19 protein-coding genes and 1 pseudogene are annotated in these 23,500 nt (G+C 69.7%); 8 read left to right on the top strand and 12 right to left on the bottom strand.

Annotated features, from left to right (window positions below; all coding sequences use genetic code 11):
* Positions 1 to 85 precede the first annotated feature (85 nt).
* Together ACFVWW_RS00570 and ACFVWW_RS00565 are read right to left on the bottom strand one after the other, a co-directional pair.
* Positions 86 to 1,117 (bottom strand): zinc-binding alcohol dehydrogenase family protein, encoded by a 1,032-nt coding sequence (locus ACFVWW_RS00570; RefSeq protein ID WP_384327396.1) that lies wholly within the window; start codon positions 1,115 to 1,117, stop codon positions 86 to 88.
* A 75-nt stretch (positions 1,118 to 1,192) separates the two neighbouring features.
* The gene (locus ACFVWW_RS00565) at positions 1,193 to 2,677 is read right to left on the bottom strand and encodes a peptidoglycan D,D-transpeptidase FtsI family protein (protein WP_384327394.1); all 1,485 of its coding nucleotides are present in this window, start codon (positions 2,675 to 2,677) and stop codon (positions 1,193 to 1,195) included.
* A gap of 258 nt (positions 2,678 to 2,935) precedes the next feature.
* On the opposite strand from ACFVWW_RS00565, the gene ACFVWW_RS00560 reads away from it, so the two are divergent.
* The gene (locus tag ACFVWW_RS00560) at positions 2,936 to 3,727 is read left to right on the top strand and encodes a hypothetical protein (protein WP_386875024.1); all 792 of its coding nucleotides are present in this window, start codon (positions 2,936 to 2,938) and stop codon (positions 3,725 to 3,727) included.
* Here the strand turns inward: ACFVWW_RS00560 and ACFVWW_RS00555 are convergent.
* The 5 genes from ACFVWW_RS00555 to ACFVWW_RS00535 all read right to left on the bottom strand — a co-directional run bounded on the left by ACFVWW_RS00555 (position 3,687) and on the right by ACFVWW_RS00535 (position 8,590).
* Entirely contained in the window at positions 3,687 to 5,135 is a 1,449-nt protein-coding gene (locus tag ACFVWW_RS00555; protein WP_384180293.1) for an ATP-binding protein, read from the bottom strand. The genes ACFVWW_RS00560 and ACFVWW_RS00555 overlap by 41 nt on opposite strands.
* Positions 5,132 to 6,790: an FAD-dependent oxidoreductase gene (locus ACFVWW_RS00550; RefSeq protein WP_386875022.1), complete on the bottom strand. Its 1,659-nt coding sequence runs from the start codon at positions 6,788 to 6,790 to the stop codon at positions 5,132 to 5,134. The genes ACFVWW_RS00555 and ACFVWW_RS00550 overlap by 4 nt, the downstream gene beginning before the upstream one ends.
* A 184-nt stretch (positions 6,791 to 6,974) precedes the next feature.
* Positions 6,975 to 7,256: a DUF6510 family protein gene (locus tag ACFVWW_RS00545; RefSeq protein ID WP_384180296.1), complete on the bottom strand. Its 282-nt coding sequence runs from the start codon at positions 7,254 to 7,256 to the stop codon at positions 6,975 to 6,977.
* 9 nt (positions 7,257 to 7,265) lie between these two features.
* Entirely contained in the window at positions 7,266 to 8,024 is a 759-nt protein-coding gene (locus ACFVWW_RS00540) for a ferredoxin reductase (protein ID WP_386875020.1), read from the bottom strand.
* Positions 7,994 to 8,590 (bottom strand): sulfite oxidase-like oxidoreductase, encoded by a 597-nt coding sequence (locus ACFVWW_RS00535; protein WP_384180300.1) that lies wholly within the window; start codon positions 8,588 to 8,590, stop codon positions 7,994 to 7,996. The genes ACFVWW_RS00540 and ACFVWW_RS00535 overlap by 31 nt, the downstream gene beginning before the upstream one ends.
* A 379-nt stretch (positions 8,591 to 8,969) precedes the next feature.
* Here ACFVWW_RS00535 and ACFVWW_RS00530 point away from each other — a divergent pair, with 379 nt between their 5' ends.
* Positions 8,970 to 11,315 (top strand): FUSC family protein, encoded by a 2,346-nt coding sequence (locus ACFVWW_RS00530; protein WP_386875018.1) that lies wholly within the window; start codon positions 8,970 to 8,972, stop codon positions 11,313 to 11,315.
* 24 nt (positions 11,316 to 11,339) lie between these two features.
* Here ACFVWW_RS00530 and ACFVWW_RS00525 read toward each other — a convergent pair whose 3' ends face one another.
* Positions 11,340 to 12,338 carry a cytochrome d ubiquinol oxidase subunit II gene (locus tag ACFVWW_RS00525; RefSeq protein ID WP_384180304.1) on the bottom strand — a complete coding sequence of 333 codons (999 nt, stop codon included), beginning with the start codon at positions 12,336 to 12,338 and terminating at the stop codon, positions 11,340 to 11,342.
* Positions 12,335 to 13,783, bottom strand: coding sequence for a cytochrome ubiquinol oxidase subunit I (locus ACFVWW_RS00520; protein WP_386875015.1), 1,449 nt, complete (start codon positions 13,781 to 13,783; stop codon positions 12,335 to 12,337). Before ACFVWW_RS00520 ends, ACFVWW_RS00525 begins: the two co-directional genes overlap by 4 nt.
* Positions 13,784 to 14,391: 608 nt before the next feature.
* Here ACFVWW_RS00520 and ACFVWW_RS00515 point away from each other — a divergent pair.
* Positions 14,392 to 15,222, top strand: coding sequence for an IPT/TIG domain-containing protein (locus ACFVWW_RS00515; protein ID WP_384180307.1), 831 nt, complete (start codon positions 14,392 to 14,394; stop codon positions 15,220 to 15,222).
* Between the two features lie 775 nt (positions 15,223 to 15,997).
* Here ACFVWW_RS00515 and ACFVWW_RS00510 read toward each other — a convergent pair.
* From ACFVWW_RS00510 to ACFVWW_RS00500, 3 genes and pseudogenes are all read right to left on the bottom strand, one after another.
* Positions 15,998 to 16,141: pseudogene (locus ACFVWW_RS00510) on the bottom strand (AAA family ATPase); the annotation flags it as partial.
* Positions 16,142 to 16,152: 11 nt separating this feature from the next.
* On the bottom strand, positions 16,153 to 16,959 hold the full coding sequence (locus ACFVWW_RS00505) for a hypothetical protein (RefSeq protein WP_386875013.1): 807 nt from the start codon (positions 16,957 to 16,959) through the stop codon (positions 16,153 to 16,155).
* A 259-nt stretch (positions 16,960 to 17,218) separates the two neighbouring features.
* Positions 17,219 to 17,743 carry a DUF6584 family protein gene (locus ACFVWW_RS00500; protein ID WP_386879491.1) on the bottom strand — a complete coding sequence of 175 codons (525 nt, stop codon included), beginning with the start codon at positions 17,741 to 17,743 and terminating at the stop codon, positions 17,219 to 17,221.
* Positions 17,744 to 17,938: 195 nt separating this feature from the next.
* Between ACFVWW_RS00500 and ACFVWW_RS00495 the strand changes: the two genes are divergently transcribed.
* The 5 genes from ACFVWW_RS00495 (at position 17,939) to ACFVWW_RS00475 (ending at position 23,322) form a co-directional block, all read left to right on the top strand.
* On the top strand, positions 17,939 to 18,361 hold the full coding sequence (locus ACFVWW_RS00495) for a hypothetical protein (protein ID WP_386879490.1): 423 nt from the start codon (positions 17,939 to 17,941) through the stop codon (positions 18,359 to 18,361).
* 136 nt (positions 18,362 to 18,497) lie between these two features.
* Entirely contained in the window at positions 18,498 to 20,522 is a 2,025-nt protein-coding gene (locus ACFVWW_RS00490) for a glycosyl hydrolase family 28-related protein (RefSeq protein ID WP_386879489.1), read from the top strand.
* Between the two features lie 95 nt (positions 20,523 to 20,617).
* The gene (locus ACFVWW_RS00485; protein WP_386879488.1) at positions 20,618 to 21,553 is read left to right on the top strand and encodes a GNAT family N-acetyltransferase; all 936 of its coding nucleotides are present in this window, start codon (positions 20,618 to 20,620) and stop codon (positions 21,551 to 21,553) included.
* A 41-nt stretch (positions 21,554 to 21,594) separates the two neighbouring features.
* Entirely contained in the window at positions 21,595 to 22,197 is a 603-nt protein-coding gene (locus ACFVWW_RS00480) for a cadmium resistance transporter (RefSeq protein ID WP_384180312.1), read from the top strand.
* A 216-nt stretch (positions 22,198 to 22,413) separates the two neighbouring features.
* Complete coding sequence (locus ACFVWW_RS00475; RefSeq protein ID WP_386879487.1) at positions 22,414 to 23,322, top strand: alpha/beta fold hydrolase; 909 nt, start codon at positions 22,414 to 22,416, stop codon at positions 23,320 to 23,322.
* Positions 23,323 to 23,500 lie beyond the last annotated feature (178 nt).

Below are 23,500 nucleotides of genomic sequence, written 5' to 3'. Positions count from 1 at the left end.
TGCCCCGCGGCGGGCCGCAGCCCTGTGCCGACGCGCCGCTGTCCTGCGCCGCGCAGACGGGCAGGGGCACGGTGGGAAGCCGGCATCAGCCGGGTACGAGCACCGCGGCGCCGTTCACCCGGTCCGCCGCCAGGTCGGCGAGCGCCCGGTCGGCCCGGCTCAGCGGGTACGGGCTGACCGTGACCCGGATACCGATGCGCGCGGCCAGGGCCAGGAACTCGCGTCCGTCCTCACGGGTGTTGGAGGTGACGCTGCGCAGATTGCGTTCCTGGAAGAGATGGCGCTGGTAGTTCAGCGCGGGAATGTCGGAGAGATGGATACCGGCGATCGATAGCGTGCCCGACCGGTCCAGGGCCTCCAGCGCCACCGGCACCAGATCGCCCACCGGAGCGAACAGGATGGCCGAGTCCAGGGGCTCCGGGGGAGGGTCGTAGGCGTCGCCCGCCGAGGCGGCGCCGAGTTCCATGGCGAGCTCACGCGCCCGCTCCGACCGCGTCAGCACATGGACGGTGGCGCCCTCGGCCAGCGCCACCTGGGCGGCCAGATGGGCCGAGGCGCCGAAGCCGTAGAGTCCCAGCCGCCCGCCCGCCGGCAGCGCGCTGCGGCGCAGCGACCGGTAACCGATGATCCCGGCGCACAGGAGCGGCGCCAGCAGGGCGGCGTCCCGGTCCTCCGGCAGCCGGTACGCGAAAGCCTCCGGAATCACGGCCAGCTCCGCGAAGCCGCCGTCCGCGTCCCACCCCGTGTACGTGGACCGGGGACAGAGGTTCTCCCGCCCCGTCGTGCAGTACCGGCAGGTGCCGCAGGTGCCGCGCAGCCAGGCCCCACCGGCCCGGTCGCCGGTACGGAACAGGGTGACCCCGTCGCCCACGGCGGCCACCCGGCCGACGATCTCGTGCCCGGGAAAGGCCGACGGGCGGTGGGGCGCGAGATCCCCCTCGGCCAGATGCAGATCCGTGCGGCACACACCACAGGCTTCCACCCGCACCAGCAGTTCCCCAGGACCGAGCGCCGGCACCCGCCGTCGGGTGACCACCAAGGGCCCGGTACCCATCGGCCCGGGCGTCTCGACGGCCCAGCCGCTCTGTGTCTCCGTGGCCTGGGTGGAGTGCGCCATACGTCCACCCTGCGGCCGGCCGGCAGCCCCGGCAACCCGCCCCGGCCGGACCCCACGGCCGGTGGCGGCCGGGGCTCACACGCCGAGTGCCGCCTTCATGACATTCCGCGCGATCGGTGCGCCGAGCCTGCCGCCGGAGATGTCCGCGCGGGAGATGTCCATGTCGGTCGGGTCGATGAAGACCGCGACCGCGACCGAGGCGCCGTCGGCCTTCTCGCCGTAGGAGACGAACCAGCCGTACGGTACTTCCTTGTCGACATCCACGCCGCGCTGCGCGGTACCGGTCTTGCCGCCGACCGTGATGCCGTCGATCAGCGCACGCTGCGCGCTGCCTTTCTCGGCGGTGAACTCCATCATCTCCCGCACCTTCCTGGCGGTGTCTTCGGAGACGGCCCGGCTCTTGAGCCGGGGCTCGTGCTCTTCGATCGAGGAGAGGTCAGGGCCGACCAGCTCGTCGACGATGTAGGGCTGCATCAGCTTGCCGTCGTTGGCGAGAGCGGCGGTCACCATGGCCATCTGCATCGGTGTGCTGGTGAGGCTGCCCTGTCCCATGCCGGTCAGCGCTGTCCCCGGCCGGTCGAGCTTGTCGGGGTAGAGGCTCTTGGTCGCGAGCATGTCCCCGAAGTCCTCGGAGTAGACATCGGCGTTGAACCCGAACTTCTCCGCGGTTTCGCGCATCTTGTCCGCGCCCACCTTGGACGCGGCGTCGAGGAAGACGTTGTTGCAGGAGTACTGCATGGCCGTCTTGAGTGAGGCCTTGTCACACACCGCGTCGCCGGCCTCGCTGCTGATCGTGTTCCTGGAGAGCGGCAGGGGGTACGGGGAAGGGGCGCCGGACGAGGCGTTGATGTCGCTGACCACGCCGTGCTCCAGGGCCGCGGCCGCCGTGAGGATCTTGAAGGTGGAGCCGGGCGGATAGGTCTCCCGCAGCGCCCGGTTCGCCAGCGGCTTGCCCTTGTCGGAGTCGAGCGCCTTGAACCTGTCGCCCTCCTTGAACGTCATTCCGGCGAAGACGGAAGGGTCGTAGGAGGGGGCGGACGCGAGAGCGAGCACCTTGCCGCTGCGCGGGTCGAGGGCGACGACCGCGCCTCTGGCGCCGAGGTCGGTCAGCCCCTTGTACGCGGCCTCCTGCGCCTTCGGGTCGATCGTGGTGATCACATCGCCGCCGCGCGGCGTCTCGCCGGTGAGGATGTCCCCGGCGCGCTGGAAGGCGAACCGGTCGTCCCGGCCGCTGAGCACGTCGTCGTAGGTCTTCTCCAGCAGCGACATACCTTGGGCCTGGGAGGCGTACCCGGTGACAGGCGCGTACATCGCGCCCTGCCTGAAGGTCCGTTTGTACGCGAAGTCAGCGCCGGAGACCTCCCGCGAGCCGGTGACCGGCCGTCCCCCCACGATGATGTCGCCGCGCGGCTGGGCGAATTGAGCGATCCGCACCCGCAGATTGTTCTCGTCGTTGGCGAGGGTCTCACTCTGGACGAACTGAACCCAGTTCGCCCGCAGCAACAGGGCCAGCATCAGCACCCCGCAGAAGACGGCCACGTGTCTCAACGGCCTGTTCATCGCTTCCCCGCTCCCCATGCCGGCGCACATGTCCCCATAACGATCTTCGAGTGTGTAAGACGAGGCTCAGCGGGCTTCGGTTGCGGAACGCGTCACCCGCTGGTCTCAACCCCCTTCGGCGGCAGGACCATTGGGCACACCGAAGCCGTTCGCGCGCCCGCGCGCGGTGCTTGTATATTCCGAGCTCGCCCACGTCCGCACCTAGGCCGTGTCCTCGTCAGTGGGCCCCAGTGCCAAGAAGCCACGGAGGAACGAGACATGAGTGCCCGTACGGGGGAGTGGGATGACGAGAGATCGTCGCGCAACGGGTGCACCGGGTGTCTCGCGCTGCCCTTCGTTATGGCTCATCGGGTGTTCCGGCCCAGCAGGCCCGACCGGATCAGAGACAGCGGGATCGAGCGGGCACAGATCGCCCGCACCGCCATCGGCATCGTGGCGACGCTCTGGATGATCTTCGCTTATCCGCTGCGGGAGTCGGCTGTGGATGTCGTCGGGGGCAAGTTCACCGAGGTCTTCCTCAGCACCGGGATCCTGCTGATCGCGGGCCCCCTCGCCCTGGCCGCGTTCGTGCTGTCCGCCCGCCCGCCGGTCCGGGCGCTCTACCGGCGACGGCTGACCGGGCCGCTGCGCGGTTTCGCCGCACTCTTCGGCTGCGCGGGGCTTCTGTTCCTGGTGACGAGCGGCGCCTTCTCGCAGATCGGCGCCGCCGCGCCGGTGGCCCTGCTCGGCACCCTGCTCGGGCTGTTCGCGGCGCTGTTCGCGCTGCCGTTCGGCATCACGGCGGCGGTGCTCTCGGTGCACTACGTCTTCCGCACGGCCGATGTGCACGAGGTGCTGCCCCCGTTGATATCGCCCCTCCTCGTCTGGTCGATGTTCGCCTTCCAGATCTTCGACAGCCCGCCGGTCGCCGCACCGGCCGTGGTCCGTGCGCTGTTTCTCATCGGCCCCCCGCTGTCCGTCACCCTGCTCTCGGTCTGGGAACTCCGGCGGCTGCGGATGCGCTTCGGTATCACCCTGGGCCGGGCTCTGCTCCGGCATCTGCCGGGGTGATCGGCAGACGTACCTGGAACCGCGTGTGGCCCGGCTGTGTCTCCACCCGGATGTCGCCCCGGTGCTTCCTGACGACGATGCGGTACGAGATGTCCAGGCCGAGGCCGGTACCGTCGCCCACCGACTTGGTCGTGAAGAAGGGTTCGAAGATCCGCGGCCTGACCTCCGCCGGGATGCCGGTCCCGGTGTCGGCCACCTCCACCAGCAGCCAGTCGCCCTCCCTGCTGGTGCTCAGGGTGAGTGTGCCCTTGCCCGACATGGCGTCCACCGCGTTGTCGATCAGGTTGGTCCACACCTGGTTGAGCTCGGCGCCGAACGCCGGGATCGACGGCAGACCGCGGTCGTACTCCTTGACCACCTTGACCTCCGGGGGAATCTTCGCCCGCAGCATGGTCAGAGTGGCGTCGAGCAGCGCGTGTATATCCACGGTCTGATGGGGTGCCCGGTCCAGCTGGGAGTACTGCTTGGCCGCCCCGACCAGATTGGAGACCCGGGTCGCGGCATCGTCGATCTCTCCCATCAGGAGTTCGGTGTCGATGGCGTAGGCGAGCCAGCGCACCGCCGAGTCCAGATGCTCCTCGCCGACCGTTTCGGCGACCGTGGCCAGCCACGGCACACCCACCCCTCCCGACACCAGGACCGGTGTGAGATCCCAGGCGTTCACCACCCCATGGTCATCGAGCCAGTCGCTGAGTTCGTCCTCCGCGTCGGAGGCGGTCAGCGCGGGCAGGGGGGAGGCCGCGGCGGCCTGCTTGACCGCCGCGTCCTGCAGCTCCACCAGACCGCGCAGCCGGGTGCCGTCCAGTCGGCCGTCGGCGATCAGGGCGAGCTTGTGGCGCATACCGGCCACCCGCTCGCGCAGCGCCTCGGTGGCTCTCACCGCTGCCGCGGCGGGGTTGTTGAGCTCATGGGTGAGACCGGCGGACAGCGCCCCGAGCGCGACCAGCCGCTCCCGTTCGCCCATGATCGTGTCCGCCGCCCGCGTGCCGAAGAACAGGCCTTCCAGCAGATGCAGCGCCATCGGGAACCAGGTGCGCACCGCTGTGGCGAACTCGTCGGCCGGCACCACGAAGAACTCCGCGTCGCTGACGGCCCCCATGGTGTTCGGATACACCTGGTCCACGCGGTCGCCCAGATATGCCTGCGTCGACCCGCCGTAGGCGCCGCGCTGATCGGTCCTGGTGACCTCGATGTCGTCGCCGTGCAACCGTCGGCTGAGCGTCACCGCACCACTCAGCAGCACGAAGAAGCAGGTGGCCGGCTCACCCTCGCGGTAGACGGCGCTTCCACCGGCCCGCTGCTCGACCCTGCCCCGCTCCGCCAGCCATCCCAGCTGGCTGTCATCGAGCGCCTCGAACAGGAACAACGTACGTATCTGCGCCGGCGTCAAACGATTCGAAGCGGTCACTGTGACTCCAAGTAGCGGTGGACCAGCGCGATGGCCATGGCGCCGTCGCCGACGGCCGAGGCCACACGTTTGAGAGAGGTGGCGCGGACATCGCCGGCCGCGAAGACCCCGGGCACGCTGGACTCCAGGTGGTACGGATCGCGTGGCAGCGGCCAGTTGACCGGCCGCTGTCCGTCGCTGACCAGGTCGGGGCCGGTGAGCACGAACCCGAGCGCGTCGCGCGCGACCACCCCGTCCAGCCATTCCGTACGCGGCTCGGCGCCGATGAAGATGAACAGCCAGGAGGTGGTGACCGTGTCCAGCGCCCCCGACCTGGCGTCCCGCAGCGTCAGCTGCTGCAGGTGACCGTCGCCCTTCCCCTCGACCACTTCGGTCCAGGGATGGACAATGATGTTGTCGATTCCGTTGATCTGCTCGACCAGGTAGCTGGACATCGACCGGCCCAGGTCGGCGCCCCTGATCAGCATGTGCACGCGCCCGGCGTAGCGGGAGAAGTACACGGCCGCCTGCCCGGCCGAGTTGGCGCCGCCCACCATGTACACCTCGTCGCCCGAGCAGGTGGGCGCCTCGGTGACGGCGGAGCCGTAGAACACACCGGCGCCCGTGAACTCGACCAGGCTGGCCGCCGCCAGCCTGCGGTACGAGACCCCGGTGGCCAGGACCACCGTATGGGCCGTGATCGCGGCGCCCTCACCGAACCGCAACACCCTGCCGGAGCCGACCGCCTCCAGGGCCACGACCTCCCGGGTGCTGAGGATCTCGGCGCCGAACTTCAGCGCCTGGCGGCGGGCCCGGTCGGTCAGCTGTGAGCCGGAGACACCGTCGGGGAACCCGAGATAGTTTTCGATCCGGCTGCTCTGTCCCGCCTGCCCGCCGGTGGCCTCGCGCTCCACCAGAACCGTACGCAGGCCCTCGGACGCGCCGTACACGGCCGCGCCGAGCCCGGCCGGCCCGCCCCCGACCACCGCGAGGTCGTAGAAGTCCGAGGTGGGTACGGTACTCAGGCCGACCCGCGCGGCGAGCTCCCCGTCACCGGGCGCCACCAGAGAGGTGCCGTCGGCGGTGACGACCAAGGGCACGTCGGCGGCGGTGACACCGGCGGCGGTCAGCAGGCGGGCGCCCTCCGGCTCGTCGGCCTGCAGCCACCGGTAGGGCACCAGGTTGCGGGCGAGGAAGTCGCGCACGGCGAAGGACGGAGCCGACCAGCGGTGCCCCACCACCCGGGTCTCCGTGGAGACCGGGTCCGGGGTGGCGACCCATACGTCCAGCAGCGAGTCGATCACCGGGTAGAGGTGCTCCTCCGGAGGGTTCCACGGCTTGAGGAGATAGTGGTCGAGATCGACGACGTTGATCGCCTCGATGGCGGCGCTGGTATCCGCGTACGCCGTCAGCAGCACCCGCCGGGCGAGCGGGAAGAGGTCCATCGCCTCCTCGAGGAATTCGAGGCCGTTCATCTGCGGCATCCGGTAGTCGGCGAGCATGACCGCGAGCCGTTCACCGCGCAGCTTGATCTCGCGCAGCGCCTCCAGCGCCTCGGCTCCGGAGACGGCGCGGACGACCCGGTACCGGTCGCCGTACCGGCGCCGGATGTCGCGGGCGACCGCCCGGGAAACCGCCGGATCGTCGTCGACAGTCAAGATCGTCGGATTCGCCATGACACCACCATCGCCTGAGGACGAAACAACCCTCCGGGAAGATTCACCCGCTCGGCGGAGGGGAGCGGCGGCCTTTACCGGCGGGCCGTTCAGCGCTCCCGCCCGGGAGGCCGGCTCCTGCTCCGGAGACCGGCGGATCATGTGGAAGGGGCCTCAGACCCCCAGTGTACGAGCGCACCGGGAATCACCCGGCGGCGAGCGGGATCTTGAGGGCGGTGGTGCCGCTCAGGTCCAGCCAGACCTCGGAGGGTCCGCGTACCAGGCGGAGTATCACGTGGTCGCAGCGCGGGCAGCGCGCCACCAGCCCGGGCGCGTGCGTGTACACACGCAGCTCCGCCACCGGTCCGGTGAGCCCGCAGGCCGCGCAGGTCCCGGTCGCCGCCGTGATGTCGGTCGCGAAGATCTCACGGAACGAGCCCGCCAGCACATTGCCGTCCTGGAATTCCGCCGTCCGGATGGGGTCCATGTCAGCCTCCTACGCGGGACCGAAGCGTTCGGTCCTTATCCGGGCGGGATCGTGGCCCTGTGCCACGAGGAGTTCCGCGGCCCGTTCGACGAATCCGGTCGGGCCGCAGACGAAGGACGCCGGTTCGAACTCGGCGGGCCAGCCGAGGGCGGCCAGCTCACCGGCGGCCAGCCGGCCCGGCCGCCGGTCCGAGTCCTCGGGCGCCGACCGGGTGTACAGGTAAGTCACTTCCAGCCCCGCGTCCCCGGACCCGGCGCAGTCCAGTTCCGGTACGTAATATCGGCCTCCGGGAGCGCGAACCGAGTACAACAGGCGGAACGGGACGCGGCTGCCCAGGCTGCGGCGCGTGCGGATCATGGACATCAGCGGGACGACGCCCGAACCGCCTCCCAGCAGCAGTACCGGAGAAGGGTCGGCCGGCTCCCAGACGAAATAGCCGCCCACCGGGCCGCGTAGTTCGAGGGGCTCGCCGACTTCCAGTACGTCGGTGAGATACGGGGACACCTCCCCGTCCGCCAGCCGCTGCACCGTCAGCTCGATGCGGTTGCCGTCCTCTGCGGAGGCCAGCGAGTAGCTCCGCTGGGTGCTGTAGCCGTCCTCCGCCGTCAGGCGTACGTCCACATGCTGGCCCGCGGAATGACCGGGCCAGGAGGGCACGTCGAGGACGAGTGTCCAGGCACTCCCGGTCTCCTCACGGCGTTCCACGAGCGTCGACGCCTGCCGGAGCAGGCGGCCGGTCAGTCGCCTTGATATCGCTGTTCGCGCCACGGGTCACCGTATTCGTGATAGCCGATGGTCTCCCAGAAGCCCAGCTCATCGGTGGACATGAGCTGGATGCCCGCCACCCACTTCGCCGACTTCCACAAGTACAGGTGCGGGACCAGCAGGCGGGCGGGCCCGCCGTGCTCGGCCGGCAGATCCTCACCGTCGTAGCGGTAGGCGATCCACGCCTGGCCGTCGAGCAGATCCTCCAGCGGCAGGTTGGTGGTGTAGCCGCCGAAGCTGTGGACCATGGCGTAGTCGCCGTCGCGGTCGATGCCGGCGAACAGGGTGTCCAGCGACACCCCTTCCCATTCGGTGCCGAGCTTCGACCACTTGGTCACACAGTGGAGGTCGACCGTCGGCCGTTCGCTGGGCAGGTCGAGCAGCTCCTGCCACGACCAGCGGTGCCGGGCCCCCTCAGCCGTGGTGATCGTGAAGCTCCAGGTCTCCGGCGGAACCCGCGGGGTGGGCCCGGCGGAGAGCACGGGGAAGTCATGTACGAGGTACTGGCCCGGCGGCAGCGTCACCTCCGTCGAGCGACGGCCGTGGAAGCCACGCGACACGATTCCCATGGAATCCCTCCTCGCCGGTCCGCCCTCCGCTTCACAGCGGCCAGGGGTCCTCGGCCGGCCATGCCCGGGCATGGCCGGAGGGGCCGCTCACCTGGGCGAGCCGCTGTGCTCCTGTGTCCCATTGTGGCGGCGCCGGCCGCAAAGCACCTGTCGGCAGCTCTTCTGAGCTGGCGTTCCGGGCGCCCGCTGATCCGCCAGCGGCTTCGGCCCGGCTGGGGAATACTCGACAAGGACCGCAGTCATCAACCGTCACCCGCGAGGCCGTTTACCGGCCCGTCACTCCGCGAGGCCGTCCCCCGGCGTCGACACGGACCTCCCTCCGCAGAACCACCGGTCACAGCTCGGACGAGACACTCGTCCGGACAGGAGGACCACGCTCATGACCACTGCACTACGCGCGCTCCGGCCGGCGTGGGCGAGCCGGCTGAATCTGGCGGAGTGGTTCAGGGCGCACGATCGCGGGCTGGCCGCGACCCGCCGCGGCGCACGCACAGCGATCGTCATGCCGGCGGTGTTCGCCTTTTCCAGCGAGGTGATCGGTAACCCGGTGGTGGCGACATTCGCCGCCTTCGGCGCGTTCTCCATGCTGCTCCTGTTCGGCCTCAGCGGGCCGATGAGCTACCGGCTGCGCGCCCAGGCCGCCCTCGCCGCGGTGGGAGCCGTGTTCATCTGCCTCGGCACCGTGGTCTCGCAGGTGACCTGGCTGGCCGCCCTGACCATGGCCGTCGTCGCCTTCGCCGTGCTCTTCTCGGGAGTCGTCAGCTCGGTCCTGGCCGGCGCGACGACCTCGCTGCTGCTGGCGTTCATCCTGCCCGTCGCCACGCCGGCGCCCCTGTCGGCGCTGCCGGAACGCCTGGCCGGCTGGGGCATAGCCACGGCCGCGTCCCTCGCGGCGGTCGCGCTGCTGTGGCCGCCGCCTGTCCGCGACCCCCTCAGCGAAGCCGCCTCGACCGCGAGCCGGGCGCTCGCCGCACAACTGCGCTCGGACGTGGCCTGGGTTCTCGGCGGCCGGGGCGCGCCGACGTACGACGAGAACCGCGCGACGGCCGAGCAGGGCGCGGCGGCGGTCGCCGAGCTGCGTCGCGGCTTCCTCGCCACCCCCTACCGACCGACCGGACTGACCACCAGCGCACGCGCCATCGTCCGCCTCGTGGACGAGCTGACCTGGCTCAACGCCATCGTCGTCCACAGCATGGCGCACCCCGACGGCGGGCCGGTCAGCCGCAGCGCCTGCGCGGTGCGGGCAGCGGTGGCCACCGTACTGGAGCAAGGAGCGGACCTGCTCGATACACGGCGGGGCGATCCCACCACCCTGCGCGCCGGGGTCGCCCATCTGCACGCGGCGCTGAAAGTCATGGTGCGAGAGGCCACCACCAGCCTGCCGGTGTACCGCTCCGCCGTGACACGGAGCAGCGCCGGGCCCGCGCGGGGACAGGACAGCGAGTTCCTCACCTCGCTCGACCCGTCCTTCCGCGCCCAGGAGATGAGCTTCGCGGTCTCACAGATCGCGGCGAACGTGGACCTCGCCGCGGCCGCCGAACGGCGCAGCTGGCCGGACCGGCTGCTCGGCCGCGATCCACGGGGGCTTCCCCCCGGGCTCTCGGCCGCCCACGAGCGCGCCACCGCGCACGTGGAGGCGCACTCGGTCTGGCTGCACAACAGCATACGGGGAGCGATCGGACTCGCACTGGCCGTCGCCACGGCCCATCTGACGGGCGTCGACCACTCGTTCTGGGTGGTGCTCGGCACCCTCTCCGTACTCCGCTCCAACGCACTGAACACCGGCCAGAACGCGCTGCGGGGACTGCTCGGCACCGTCGTCGGCTCCGTCATCGGTGGCGCCCTGGTGGTACTCATCGGCACGAACACCGACGTCCTGTGGTTCCTGCTGCCCGTGGCGATCCTGATCGCCGGCATCGCCCCCGCCATCGTGTCCTTCGCCGCCGGGCAGGCCGCGTTCACCCTGACCCTCGTGATCCTCTACAACGTCGTCCAGCCGGCCGGCTGGCACCTGGGCCTGGTGCGGGTGGAGGACATCGCCCTCGGTTGCGCGGTGAGCCTGGTGGTGGGGCTCTTCATCTGGCCGCGCGGAGCGGCCGCGGCGATGGGGAAGGCGCTCGCCGAGGCGTACCACGACAGCGCCCAATACCTGGCGGGCGCCGTGGAGTTCGCCCTCGGTGGCCGCAACACGGCGTCGGCGGACCCCTCGATGCCGCTCGGCGAAGCCACGCGCGCGGCGGCAGCGGCGAGCCGACTGGACGACACCTTCCGCAGCTATCTCGCGGAACGCGGCGCGAAACCCCTGCCGCTGGCAGAGATGACCGCCCTGGTGACCGGAGTCGCCGGGCTGCGCCTGGCGGCCGACGCCGTTCTCGATCTGTGGCAGCGCGCCGAGGGCCGAGCGCAGGGAGACCGCGCCGGCGCCCGCAGGGAGCTGCTGGACAGCGTGGAGAGCGTCTCCGGCTGGTACGTCGAGCTCGCCTCCAGCCTCGAAGGCCTGCGCGGCGTCCCCGAGCCCCTCCAGCACGACAAGGCAGCCGACGGGCGCCTGGTCGAGACGGTGCGCCAGGACCTGCGTGACGACCGCGGCCGGACCAGCGCCACCGCCGTGCGCATCATCTGGACGGGCGACCACTTGGACGCCGTCCGCAGGCTCCAGGCCGGCGTGGCGACAGCGGCCCGAGCGGCCGCGCGCCCGGTGCCCCTCATGACGCCGAAGACCTGAACTCCGGCGCGAGGCCCACGCACTTCAGGCCCGCGTCTCCAGCCTTCCGCGGTTCTGCAGGATGTAGAGGGCGGCCAGGGACGGCGCGATGAGGACCGCGGCCGCGCCCGCGACACTCGCCAGCACCCACAACGTGGGCGTCGGCGCGGCCGCTTCGGCGATACGGAGATGAGTGCCCAGCAGGAACGGGTACTGGGCCACACCCCAGCCGCACACCACCGTCGCCACCGCCAGGGCGGCCAGCATGCGCAGGGCGACGGGTCTCTTGCTCCTCAGCAGCAGAAGGCTGATCGCTCCGCTCAGCGCAGAAACGATGAGCAGCGGGAGGCCACGCTGACTCAACTGGCTGAACAAACGCGGGGAGTCGGCGTGCAGGACGAAGATCCCGGCCAGGCTGACCACACCGGTGACGGCGCCCGCGAGCAGCGCGCGGTGACGGAACCACGCCTCGAGCGGCGGGCTCTGGTTCTGTCGGGCGGAGACGGTCAGATACACCGCGGCGAGGTACGCGCACACCAATACCGCCAGCGCTCCGCCGAGGACGGATGTCGGGTTGTTCCAGCTGCTCACCGGGTCGCCGTTGCCGCCGGCGGGAACCCGCCCGGACGCGATGGCCCCGGCCACGCTGCCGAAGCAGTAGGGGGTGAGGACGGAGGACACCGCGAACGTCGCGCCGTAGATGCGCTGTTCGGGGGTGCGCATGGATGCCTTGCGGAAGGCGAAGCCGGCGCCCCGCAGGACGATTCCCAGCGCGGCGAGGCCCAACGGAATGTAGAGCGTGGTGGTGATGGCCACGAACGCGGTGGGGAAAGCGCTCCACAGCATGACGAGGCAGTAGATCAGCCAGGTGTGGTTGGCCTCCCAGACGGGGCCGATCGACACATCGATCAGATGACGCGGCTTGCTGCCGCGCGCCGCGCCGCCGGCGGTCAGGTCCCAGAAACCGGCGCCGAAGTCGGCCCCGCCGAAGAGCGCGTAGGCGATGACTCCGATGAACAGCAGGACCGAGATGGCATCGCTCATGTCCGCCGGCCCTCTCCCGTGTGCGCGTCGGTCAGCGGCCGGTCCGGACCGTACGGGACGTCAACTCCCTCGTCGCTTCCCTCTCCTCCGGTTCTCCATCGCCGCGTCATGGACCGCAGGGTCAGCACGGCGGCGGTTCCCACCGCGAGGTAGATGGCCAGCGCCGCGGCGAAGAACGGCCAGAGATTGCCCTGGGTCGTCACGGCGTCCTTGGTCAGCAGCAGGCCGACGACGGTCCACGGCTGCCGCCCGACCTCGGTGACCACCCAGCCGCTTTCCAGGCACACTACGGCGACGATCCCGCTCAGGGCGGCGCAGCCCAGGAACCACCGGTTGGTGGGCACTTCCCGTCGGCGCCACCACAGCCACGCGAACCACACGACGAGGAGAAGCAGGAGCGTCGCCGTTCCCACCATGACGTCGAACGCGAGGTGGACGACACTCACCGTCGCGTCCTCGGGGCGTACCGCGGGGGAGATCGCGTCGAGTCCGCGGATCTGAGTGGAGGGACTGAACGCGGCGAGCAGCGAGGCCAGGTCCGGGATCTGGAGGCCGTAGCGCACTTTGCCGTCGATCAGTACTCCGCCGAGCGTCTCGGGAACATGGCTCTCGGTGGTGGGAAGCAGTTCGAGGGCGGCGAACTTCGCCGGTTCGTTCTGGAAGACCTGGCGGGCGACGACGTCACCGACGTAGACCTGGACGGGCAGGGTGACGGCGGCCACGGTGAAGCCGATGAGGAACCCGAGCCGGTGATAGTGGTCGCGACGTCCCTTCAGCATTCCGACGGCGTAGACACCGGCCACCGTGAAGCCGGCGACGATATAGGCGGCGAGCAGCATGTGGACGCTCTCGAACCAGAAGGCGCCGTTGAAGAACACCTCGGCCGGACGGACCTCCACGACATGGCCGTCACGCATGGTGATGCCGCCCGGCTGGTTCATCCAGCTGTTCGCCGCGACCACAGCGGCCGTGCCGCCCATGCTCGCCACGACCACGGGTACGCCTGTCCAGAAGTGCACCCAGGGAGGGAGCCGCTTCCAGCCGTAGATATAGATCGAGACGAAGATCGCTTCCAGAAAGAAGAAGATGCCTTCGATCGCGAAGGGGAATCCGAAGGCGGCGCCGTAGGTACCCATCAACCCCGGCCACAGGATGCCGAGTTCGAAGCTCAGTACGGTGCCGGTCACCGCTCCTACGGCCACCAGGACGGCAGCGACCTTCGACCAGCGCTGCGCGAGCAGCAGGGCCTGCTCGTCGCCGTGCCGCAGACCGCGGTAGTTGGCGATGAGCATGAGAGCGGTGAGTGCCACCCCGAACGGCACGAGAATGATGTGAAAGCCCAGAGTGAAGGCCATTTGCTCCCGGGCGGGCAGCAACTGCGGCGGGTCGTCGGCCGAGGCCACAGCCCGAAGCAGAATCCCGGCAGCGTGAGCGGAGGATGGCATTCCCGCATCCTTCATGTGCCGGTGGGCGCGGTGCCCCGGCGACACGGAGCGGCGACGAGCGACACCCGTTCAGGCGATCAGGAACGGGGCCCCGTCGTAGTTGAGCTGTTCGGGTGACTTTCCGTCAGCATCGTTGTGGTGGTGTCACTCCCATGGGTTACTGAATGCATCCGAACCGGTGGGTCGCCCATCCCTTTCCCGGGAGCTCGGCAGTCGATCCATCCGTTTGTGCCTTCCCGGTAGGAAGGGCTTCAACGGCTGGGCCGCTGCACCGCGGCGAGCGATCCTGGGAAGTTGGGCGTACCGGCCGACGTGCACTGTGGACGTCGGCCGGTATACGGCCCGCCCTCACCGAGGACGCGATCCCCTCGCGCCCCACCGCGCTTGTGGCGGCAGGTCACTCGACGTATCCGCCGGCGCCCGGCACATCTCAGTCACCCACCCCCGCGTGACGCGGGTGGGCACCGCCTGCCCGGCAGGCGGCGGTCCGGGAGCCGAGCCGGTCAGCTCAAGCTGCCCGCACGGTTGGTGGGTTGAGGGTCGCGATCGGTTCAGAGGTCGTGCCGGTGCTGGTTCGGCGTCCATATCTCTTCGCAGGAGGTTTCCTCATGTCTGTGCCCGTAGCTTCCACTATCGCGTCCGCGGGTCTGCCGCTGGCGTTCCCCGTGGTGCCGCCGGTGCTCGTTGCCGGCGTGCCTGCCTTCGGTCCCACCTCCGGAGGCAACAAGGTTCTGCTTCTCGGTCTCGGTCTCAGTCCCGCCACCGGTGTTTCCTTCGGTGGCACACCGGCCACGATCGTCTCCCAGGACCTGTTCGGGTTCATCACGGTGGTCACCGCCCCGGCGCACGCGGCGGGAACGGTATCGGTGACGCTCACCACTGCGACCGGTACGAGTAACGCGGTGAGCTACACGTACATCGCCGCCCCGTTGCCCCCGACGGCCGCCAGTATCACCCCGGTGAGCGGCCCGGTCGCGGGTGGCACGCCGTTCACCATCACAGGGACGGGCCTGAGCAACGCCGCCGTGCTCTTCGGCGCGCTGCCTGCCACCGGTGTCGTGGTCAACGGCGCGGGTACGTCGCTGACAGGCGTCACCCCTCCCGGTGTCGCGGGCAACGCCACGGTCACCGTCATCACGCCCCTCGGCACCGCCAGTGTGCCCGGCGGGTACACGTACGTCGCCGCGGCGCCCACCGCGACCGCGATCATCCCCGCCACCGGCCTGGCCGCCGGCGGCACCCCGTTCGTGATCACGGGGTCCGGTCTGAGCGGCGCCACCGTCACGGTCGGCGGCGTCCCGGCCACGGGCGTGGTGGTCGACCCCACCGGGACGGTGCTGTTCGGCATCACCCCGGCCGGAGCCGCCGGGAACGTCCCGGTCGTCGTCACCACCCCGGCCGGCAACGCCGCCGTTCCGGGTGGATACACCTTCGTCTAACCCTCGATGTCACCGCCGCCCGCCCCCGGGCCACCAACCTCCCGGGCTACCCCCACGGTGACATGGTGCCGGCCTCCCGGAATCCCCCGGGAGGCCGGCACCGCTTCGCGCGCACCGAGGCGTTCGCCGCGATGGCAGCGGGGGAGTGGCACGATGTGGCGCTCCGGGAAGCGCTCCGACCTCGCTCCGGCCATTCAGCGCGCTGAGCTGGCTACGTAGGTTGCAAGCGGGAGCACTTGTCGGTGGATTCCAGCAGCACCGGCGTGGCGATGCCGCTGGTGATCACGCGTGCGGAAAGAGGTCGGGCTGTGTCAGCATGACGTCATGCTGATCCGAAAGGCCGATGCCGCGTAGGCGTCCGAAGGCCGTCCGTGCTGAGCGATGGCGGCCACGCAGGAATATTGCACTTCGCCGGGTTCGGGGTGTTTCCGCGCAGACGCGTGCAGCGGTCCGCCGTGTTGAAGACGAGCGGCTATGGCCCAACGCTGTCGCTGACGCGTTGTCCCGCTTTGAGTGGATGTTCAAGCAGCCGGGCCGTTATCTGTACGCGTCCCAGGTCTGGCAACCCGGCTTGGAGGTCGAGTACGCCCGCGATGACCTTGAGGAGGTCATGCTTCACCTCCCTCGCGGCGCCCGACGGGACCTGGGCCGACTGGTGGATCGCATCGATGACGAGTTCGAGCGTCGCACGCTGCCGGACCCTGGTCCCCCTAGCGAACAGACCGTGGGTGGCTGGTGGTGGTCAAGAATCCGGGAGCGCTGAGGCTGTTGGCGGATAGGACATCTGCTCGCGCGAGGCCGCCTCGGCGAGTTCGGGGAACTGGGCGCGGATGGTGGGCAGCCGCAGCATCCGGCATGCCTGGTCGATGGCCGCGTTGGCGGCCTGCTTGGTGAGTCCTCGTTGGTGGGGGAGGGCCATGGTGCTCTCTTTCAGGTGGTGGGGCGGTTGGGCCGGCGGTGTCGCAGCAGCTGGTCGTAGTGAGCCGCCGAGGGCAGCGGCCGGCTGTCGGACGGCAGGTGGGCCAGACGCCGTACGGTCAAAGACGTCCCCTTCGCGCAGTCAGCCGCAGGCGGTTCCGGCTCGATCGGTCCGCGGTGTCGGCTTCGGCCGCCTTGCGAGCCCAGCGCGACCGTGTCTGCCGTCAGAGCGCCGGCTCGCAGTGCGGCCGCGAGACCGACGACCAGGTGCTCGTGGGGCAGGTGGCGGCTCAGCAGCTGGACCTCGATCAGCGCGCGGGTGCCGTCGCGCTCGCCGTGGGCCTTGCGGGCCGCCGCCCACCAGGCGTCGTGGACCGGGGCGAACCTGCCCGCGGAGCGGGCCTGGTCGAGTGCGGTCGCCCCGGGCAGAGCTCCGGGCTTGCGGACCAGTGCTTCCAGGTAGTGGTCCAGGGCGAGACGGGTGCCGCCCTTGGCGATCAGCCGCTCATGGCGGGCGACTTCGTCCCGACCGTCGTAGACGATCAGCTCGGAGGCGTGCAGAATCGCCGGGACGGTCCGGCCGATGAACCGCACCGGCACCGAGTAGCAGTTGGTGCGGACGCTGATCTGGCTGTAGCGGTCGACGCGCAACGTGAACAGCCGGCCGGCGTCGAACGGCTCGCCCGGCAGCGGCGCCAACAGGGGTTGCTCGGCTGCGAAGTACTCGCCGATCGTGCGCGGGCGCGAGCGGATGCGGCGGGCATCGTCCTGCTCGTCCCACCGATCGATCATCGCGTTCAGTTGGGCCAGGGTGGCCACTTCGGGAACGGGGACGAGGTGGTTGCGACGGAACCAGCCGATCTGCCCCTCAACCCCTCCCTTCTCGTGGGCGCAGCATGTGGTGTCGCCCTTCGCTTACGACCTGGTGCACGATAGCCAGCGGGCTCCCGGCGTCATGCGACTCCGCCTCCGGCGTTGTCGTCAGTCGACGACGCTCCGCGTCGCCTCCCTCCTCCGCCTTGGATGCGAAGCCGCATGACGCCGCTCGCTGATCCACTGGCTATCGTGCACCAGGTCGTTACTGCCAGAGCCAGCGGGCGAAGGTAAGGAAGCCCAGTATCCAGACGGCGAAGAGCCCCAACACCAGCAAGGCCACGCCGACACAGGCGAGACGATCGGTGAACGCGTTCCTGATATCTTCCGGCTCGCCGTCGAGGGCGGAGGACAAGGTGTTCCAGTCGACCGGCCGGCCGAGATGGTCTGAGCCGGCTTCCCGCACGGCTGCCAGCTGTTGGGCTGCGAATGCGGTAGGGGCGAGAGATTCAGGCAGGCGCCATGCCAGAGCCAGCATTCGTCGATGCGGTGCGGAGTACCGCTCTTCGAAAGCGGACGTCTCCGCAGGATCCCGATCTGCTTCGAGGTACATCCAGCGCCCGGCTTCCGCCGTTTCGCCGTACAGCCGGTACACCTCGGCCAGGCGACGCCGCACCAACAGGTCCTGGGGGTAGGAGGACACGAGACCGCGCAGGCGCTGCCGGGCCATGGGGATCCGCCCTGCGGCAAGGTCCGCGTCCACGCGCGCAAGGGTATCGATGAGCGTCATGGGTGCATGATCACCGATGGAAGGAGCTGTCTGCTCGTCATTTAGCGCACCGGCCCCCCGCAGTCGGTATTCCTGCGGGCCATTCGATCGCGGCAGCCTGTCTCACTTCTCTCGCACCCCAGGGCGGCCGCACGGTTGCTTTCAGCGGGGCATCGCCCGTGGGGCCAGCAGCCATGAACCTCGCATGATCGGCTCATGGCATGGACGCAACCCCAACTCGCCATCACCCTGCCCCTGGTCCTGCTCGCCGTCGTGGCGGCCGGGTGCGCCGATCCGGCGGACGACCCCCGCGCTGGCGGTCCGGGACCGCCGCCCGCCTCGGCCGTGTCGAAGGGCGACTGTCCGCCTCCCGAGGAGCGGCGGGCGACGCCGTCCCCCTGCATCAGGCTCGACTGGAACGACCGGGTGGCGGAGAACCACGGGTACCGCAAGCAGATGCCGATCACCGAAGAGCAGAGGAAGAGTGACCTGTCTGCCGGCAGTGGGCGGACACTGACGGACCGACAAACAGCCACCGGGCAGCCCCCGGCGCCGGTGGCGTGCGCGGCGGCTCCGGTGGGGCCGGTCGTAAAGGATCATGACGATGGTCGCAAGAAACTGACGAATGGCTGTAGTTGAGTCGCAGGGATACGAAAACAGCTCGCAGGCATCTTGTGGAACGGGGCGCGCCGGTCCTACTGTCACCTCACCCCCACGGCGTCCGCTCCGCCGAGCGTCCCACGCGTTCCTCCTCCCCAAGAGAATCGAGCTTTAGATGTCGTGGAGCTTCAAAGGTGCCGCGGTGATCGTCGCCACGGCGGTCGGTCTCGGCGTGCTGAGCACCGGAACGGCCCTCGCCCGGCCGGACGTCGGCCGCGCTGCCGCGGGCCCTGTGGTGACGCGCGCCGCGCTCGACCCCTCCCTCGTCGCCGGGCGCGGCGCCGATGTCGGCTTCGCCGAGCAGGAGGCGGAGAACGCCACGACGAACGGCGCCGTCATCGGGCCGGACCGGGCCGCGTACACGCTGCCCTCGGAGGCCTCGGGGCGTACGGCAGTCAAGCTCACGCCCACGGAGTACGTCGAGTTCACGCTGCCCGCCGCGGCCAACGCGATCACCGTGCGCTACAGCATCCCGGACGCGCCCGAGGGCGGCGGCATCACCGCGCCCCTCGATGTCACGGTCAACGGCAAGAGCCGTAAGACCATGACGCTCACCTCGCAGTACGCCTGGCTGTACAACCAGTATCCGTTCTCGAACGACCCGAACGCGGACCTGCTGCACTCCGACTGGTGGATCACCGAGTGCTCCTGCGTGCCGGACGCCACCACGCCGGCCCCGGTGATCGCCAAGCCGTTCCGCCCGAGCCACTTCTACGACGAGCAGCGCCTGCTGCTCGGCACGACGTACCGCGCGGGCGACACGGTACGGCTGACGGTGCCCGCCGGGAGCAAGGCGGCGTGGACCGTGGTCGACCTGCTCGACTCGCAGCTCGTGGGCGCGCCGCACGTGCGGCTGGTCGCGGCGAACGCGGTGCTGTTCGGCGCGGACCCGACCGGGCGGCGTGACTCGGCGGACGCGCTGGACCGGGCCATCGCCTACGCGAAGCGCAAGCACCTCAAGGTCTATATTCCGCCGGGCACTTACCAGGTGAACCGCCACATCATCGTGGACGACGTCACGATCGAGGGCGCGGGCAACTGGTACACGATCATCAAGGGCCGCGAGGTCGCCCTCGCCGAGCCGGCCCCCGACGGCTCCGTACACACCGGTGTCGGCTTCTACGGCAAGGACGCGGCGGACGGCGGCAGTAAGAACGTGCACCTGTCCGGCTTCGCGATCGAGGGCGACGTACGCGAGCGTGTCGACACCGACCAGGTGAACGGCATCGGCGGCGCGATGAGCGACTCGACCATCGACGGGCTGCACATCCGGCACACCAAGGTCGGCCTGTGGTTCGACGGCCCGATGTCGAATGTCCGGGTCACCAACAGCATCATCGTCGACCAGATCGCGGACGCGCTCAACTTCCATACGGGCGTGACGAATTCGGTCGTGTCGAACAACTTCGTCCGCAACACGGGCGACGACGGACTCGCCATGTGGTCCGAGAAGACCGCCAACGCCAACAACACGTTCGACCACAACACGGTGCAGTCGCCGGTCCTCGCGAACGGCATCGCCCTCTACGGCGGCACGGACAACACCGTCTCGGGCAACCTGGTCGCCGACCCGGTCCGCGAGGGCAGCGCCATCCACGTCGGCGCGCGTTTCGGCGCCGAGGCGTTCGCGGGGAAGCTGCGAATCACCGACAACACCACGGTCCGCGCCGGAACGCTCGAGCTGAACTGGAACATCGGCCTCGGGGCCATCTGGTTCTACGCCCTCGACAAGGACATCGACGCGGACGTCCGGGTGACCGGCGACCGCTACCTCGACAGCACGTACAACGCGATCATGCTGGTCAGCGAGTACGCGGTGAAGGATCTGTACGCGATCAACGGCGTCCGTTTCAAGGACGTCAAGGTCGACGGCACGGGTACGTCGGTGGTCAGCGCCCGCGTCGCGGGGTCGGCGTCCTTCGAGAACGTGGACGCGCGCAACGTCGGCGCGGTCGGCGTCAACAACTGCGGCTCCTTCAACTTCACGCCCTCGGGTTCGGAGTTCGCGCTCACCGACCTCGGCTCCAACGAAGGGGGCAGGGGCACGGAGTCCTGGCTCGCGCCGTGGCTCCTGCCGAACACCATCACCTGTGACGACCGCCCGCCGGTCGTCACGCCCCCGGCGCCGTCCGCCTGGTGACATAGCGTCAGCCGACTGGCCGGAGGACGACCGGCGCCATCACGACCCGCTCGGGGTCTCTGGTCCCTCATACATTCTCTGACTAGAGTCAGAGAATGGATGAGGTGCAGGTCGACCAGGTGCGGCGGTTCAACCGCACCGTCACCGAACGCGTGGGCGTGCTCCATGACCACTACCTGGGCCTCGACCGGCCCATCGGCGAGGCCCGGCTGCTCTGGGAGATCGGCGAGCAGGGCGAGGACGTGCGGCGGGTGCGCGAGCGCCTCGGGCTCGACTCCGGATACGTCAGCCGGCTGTTGCGCTCCCTGGAAGCCGACGGCCTGGTGACGGTGGAGCCGCTGCCCCGGGACAGACGGGTGCGCACCGTCCGGCTCACCGACGCGGGCCGCGCGGAGCGCGCCGTGCTCGATGGCCGCAGCGACGAGCTGGCCGGCTCCCTGCTGGAGCCGCTCAATACCGCCCAGCGGGCCCGGCTGGTCGCCGCCATGGCCGAGGTCGACCGGCTGCTGACCGCTGCGACGGTCACGCTGACCGTCATCGACCCGGACCACCCCGACGCCCAGCACTGTCTGCGGTCCTACTCCACCGAGGTGCGGGAGCGCTTCGAGACCGGCTTCGACCCGGCGCGGAGCCTGCTGCCCGACGCGGGCGAACTCCGTCCGCCGCACGGCCTGTTCCTGGTCGCCCGGCTGCACGGCGAGCCCGTCGGCTGCGCCGGTCTGAAGCTACCGCCGGGCGCCCCGGCCGAGATCAAGCGCATGTGGGTGGCGCCCCACGCTCGCGGCGTCGGCCTCGGCCGCCGGTTACTGGGCGAGCTGGAGAAGCAGGCTGTCCGGCGCGGCTGCGACGTACTCCGCCTGGACACCAACAAGGCCCTCAGCGCCGCGATCGGCCTGTACCACTCCTACGGCTTCCAGGAGGTTGCCGCCTTCAACGACGAACCGTACGCCCACCACTGGTTCGAGAAGCGAATCACCCCGGCGTCGCCGGGTGGCGAGGACGGCCACAGCTCCTCGTACGGCCCCGAGTAGGGTCACCCCGTCGTTGGCGTACGAGTAGAGCGGGCCGGTCAGTGAATCTGGGCATCATCGGGCAGGCGGCCGGGCTGTTCGCCGTCACCAACATCGACGACATCCTGATTCTGGCGCTGTTCTTCGCCCAGGGGGCCGAGCACCGCGGCTCCGCACGCAAGATCGTGCTCGGTCAGTACCTCGGCTTCGCCGCGATCCTGGCCGTCGCCGCGGCCGCCGCGTTCGGCGCCACGTTCCTGCCCGAGTCGGCCGTCCCGTACCTCGGTCTGCTGCCGCTCGCCCTGGGCCTCAAGGCCGCCTGGCAGGCGTGGAGGAACCACCGGGGCAGCGAGGACGACAACGGCGCCGAGGCCAGAGAGGGTGGGCCGAGCCCGCTGGAGGTCGCCGCGGTCACCTTCGCCAACGGCGGCGACAACATCGGCGTCTACGTCCCGGTGTTCGCCACCGCCGGCGTCGGCGGGATGGCCGTGTACGCCGTGGTGTTCCTCGTCCTCGTCGCCGTGTGGTGCTTCGCGGGCCGGTTCTTCGCCACCCGCCCGGTCATCGCCAAGGCGCTCAGCCGCTGGGGCCACATCCTGCTCCCCGCCGTCCTGATCGCCATCGGTCTGCTCATCCTCATCGAAGGTGGAGCCTTCGGACTCTGAGCCGACTTCACCAGCCGTTCATATCATGCTATAGGCCAATAGTGGTGATATCGTCATAGGCTGCGGCGCACGGCCCGGAGGGGCCCCACGGGCTCTCGAAGGCGTGGGTGGGACCGAACCGCCCCGAATCCGGCTGACCACGCTCCGTGCGTGCATTGCGCCTCTCAACGCCGATTTCAGCCGATTTCATCTCAGCCGATTTCAATGGAGTGGGCCATGGCGACACAAACGCGTTCTCACCCGCGTGCGGCGGACACCGCCACGCACTTCAGGACCGCGATGATTCAAGGGGTGGAAGTCTTCTATCGTGAGGCCGGCCCTGAGGACGCACCGGTAGTGGTCCTCCTTCACGGCTTCCCCACCTCGTCGCGGATGTACCGAAATCTGATTCCGTATCTTTCCGACGCTTACCGCGTCATCGCGCCGGACTATCCCGGATTCGGGCACAGTGGAAAGCCGGACCGGTCGGACTTCACCTACAACTTCGACCACATCGCCGACGTGATCGACGGATTGCTCGATTATCTGGGTGTCAAGCGGTTCGCTGTCTACATGATGGATTTCGGGGGATCGATCGGATGGCGCCTGGCGGTCAAGCACCCGGAACGCATCAGTGCCATCGTCCTCCAGAACGCACCCCTCTACCGCGAGGGAGGCAACCCCGACGGGTTCTGGCACGACCTCATTCCGTACTGGAAGGACGGCACGGCTCAGCACCGTGACGCCGCCCGTTCCTATGTGACACCGGAGTGCACGAAGGATCAGTACCTCGACGGGGTCGCCGATCCTTCACTGATCGACCCGGATTGCTGGCTGACCGACCAGGCACTTCTGGATCGTCCCGGGGTGGACGAGATCATGCTCGACCTCCTGTACGACATCTCCAAGCAGGAAGTCGTCTTCGAGGCGGCCAAGGAGTTCCTCCGCACGAATCAGCCCCCCGCGCTGATCGCCACGGGTGCCAACGACGGTGTGTTTCCCGAATCCAACCAGCGTCTTTTCCTGGACGACCTTCCCCATGCGGAATTCCACGCGCTAGACACGGGACACTTCGCGCTGGAGGACAAGAGCGCCGAGATCGGTGATCTGATGCGGGAATTCCTGGACAGGAAGCTCGCTGAGTAACGACTGAGAAGCGGACAGCGCCGAGGCGGCCGCGGCTATGCGCCCCCTGCGAGGGAACAGCGCAAGCCGAGTGCGCTGTCCAGACGTACGGCGGCCAGCAGGTTCGTGTTCAGCTCCGTGCTCCAGTCGTCCTCGCCCAGCACGCCGGGGCAGTCCCTTCCGCCACGGCGCGCTGGCT

The sequence above is a fragment of the Streptomyces sp. NPDC058198 genome (genome assembly GCF_042882605.1).
Lineage (GTDB): Bacteria > Actinomycetota > Actinomycetes > Streptomycetales > Streptomycetaceae > Streptomyces.
Note: the sequence above shows the minus strand (reverse complement) of the source record. Positions and strands in the feature narration are given on the sequence as shown.

What these genes read in the sequence shown, in the direction of transcription:
- ACFVWW_RS00515 (WP_384180307.1), top strand. Translation starts at nt 14,392, where the DNA reads ATGTCTGTGCCCGTAGCTTCCACTATCGCGTCCGCGGGTCTGCCGCTG.
- ACFVWW_RS00490 (WP_386879489.1), top strand. Translation starts at nt 18,498, where the DNA reads ATGTCGTGGAGCTTCAAAGGTGCCGCGGTGATCGTCGCCACGGCGGTC.
- ACFVWW_RS00565 (WP_384327394.1), bottom strand. Translation starts at nt 2,677, where the DNA reads ATGAACAGGCCGTTGAGACACGTGGCCGTCTTCTGCGGGGTGCTGATG.
- ACFVWW_RS00550 (WP_386875022.1), bottom strand. Translation starts at nt 6,790, where the DNA reads ATGGCGAATCCGACGATCTTGACTGTCGACGACGATCCGGCGGTTTCC.
- ACFVWW_RS00530 (WP_386875018.1), top strand. Translation starts at nt 8,970, where the DNA reads ATGACCACTGCACTACGCGCGCTCCGGCCGGCGTGGGCGAGCCGGCTG.
- ACFVWW_RS00525 (WP_384180304.1), bottom strand. Translation starts at nt 12,338, where the DNA reads ATGAGCGATGCCATCTCGGTCCTGCTGTTCATCGGAGTCATCGCCTAC.
- ACFVWW_RS00520 (WP_386875015.1), bottom strand. Translation starts at nt 13,783, where the DNA reads ATGCCATCCTCCGCTCACGCTGCCGGGATTCTGCTTCGGGCTGTGGCC.
- ACFVWW_RS00545 (WP_384180296.1), bottom strand. Translation starts at nt 7,256, where the DNA reads ATGGACCCCATCCGGACGGCGGAATTCCAGGACGGCAATGTGCTGGCG.
- ACFVWW_RS00560 (WP_386875024.1), top strand. Translation starts at nt 2,936, where the DNA reads ATGAGTGCCCGTACGGGGGAGTGGGATGACGAGAGATCGTCGCGCAAC.
- ACFVWW_RS00500 (WP_386879491.1), bottom strand. Translation starts at nt 17,743, where the DNA reads ATGACGCTCATCGATACCCTTGCGCGCGTGGACGCGGACCTTGCCGCA.
- ACFVWW_RS00475 (WP_386879487.1), top strand. Translation starts at nt 22,414, where the DNA reads ATGGCGACACAAACGCGTTCTCACCCGCGTGCGGCGGACACCGCCACG.
- ACFVWW_RS00485 (WP_386879488.1), top strand. Translation starts at nt 20,618, where the DNA reads ATGGATGAGGTGCAGGTCGACCAGGTGCGGCGGTTCAACCGCACCGTC.
- ACFVWW_RS00495 (WP_386879490.1), top strand. Translation starts at nt 17,939, where the DNA reads ATGGCATGGACGCAACCCCAACTCGCCATCACCCTGCCCCTGGTCCTG.
- ACFVWW_RS00570 (WP_384327396.1), bottom strand. Translation starts at nt 1,117, where the DNA reads ATGGCGCACTCCACCCAGGCCACGGAGACACAGAGCGGCTGGGCCGTC.
- ACFVWW_RS00535 (WP_384180300.1), bottom strand. Translation starts at nt 8,590, where the DNA reads ATGGGAATCGTGTCGCGTGGCTTCCACGGCCGTCGCTCGACGGAGGTG.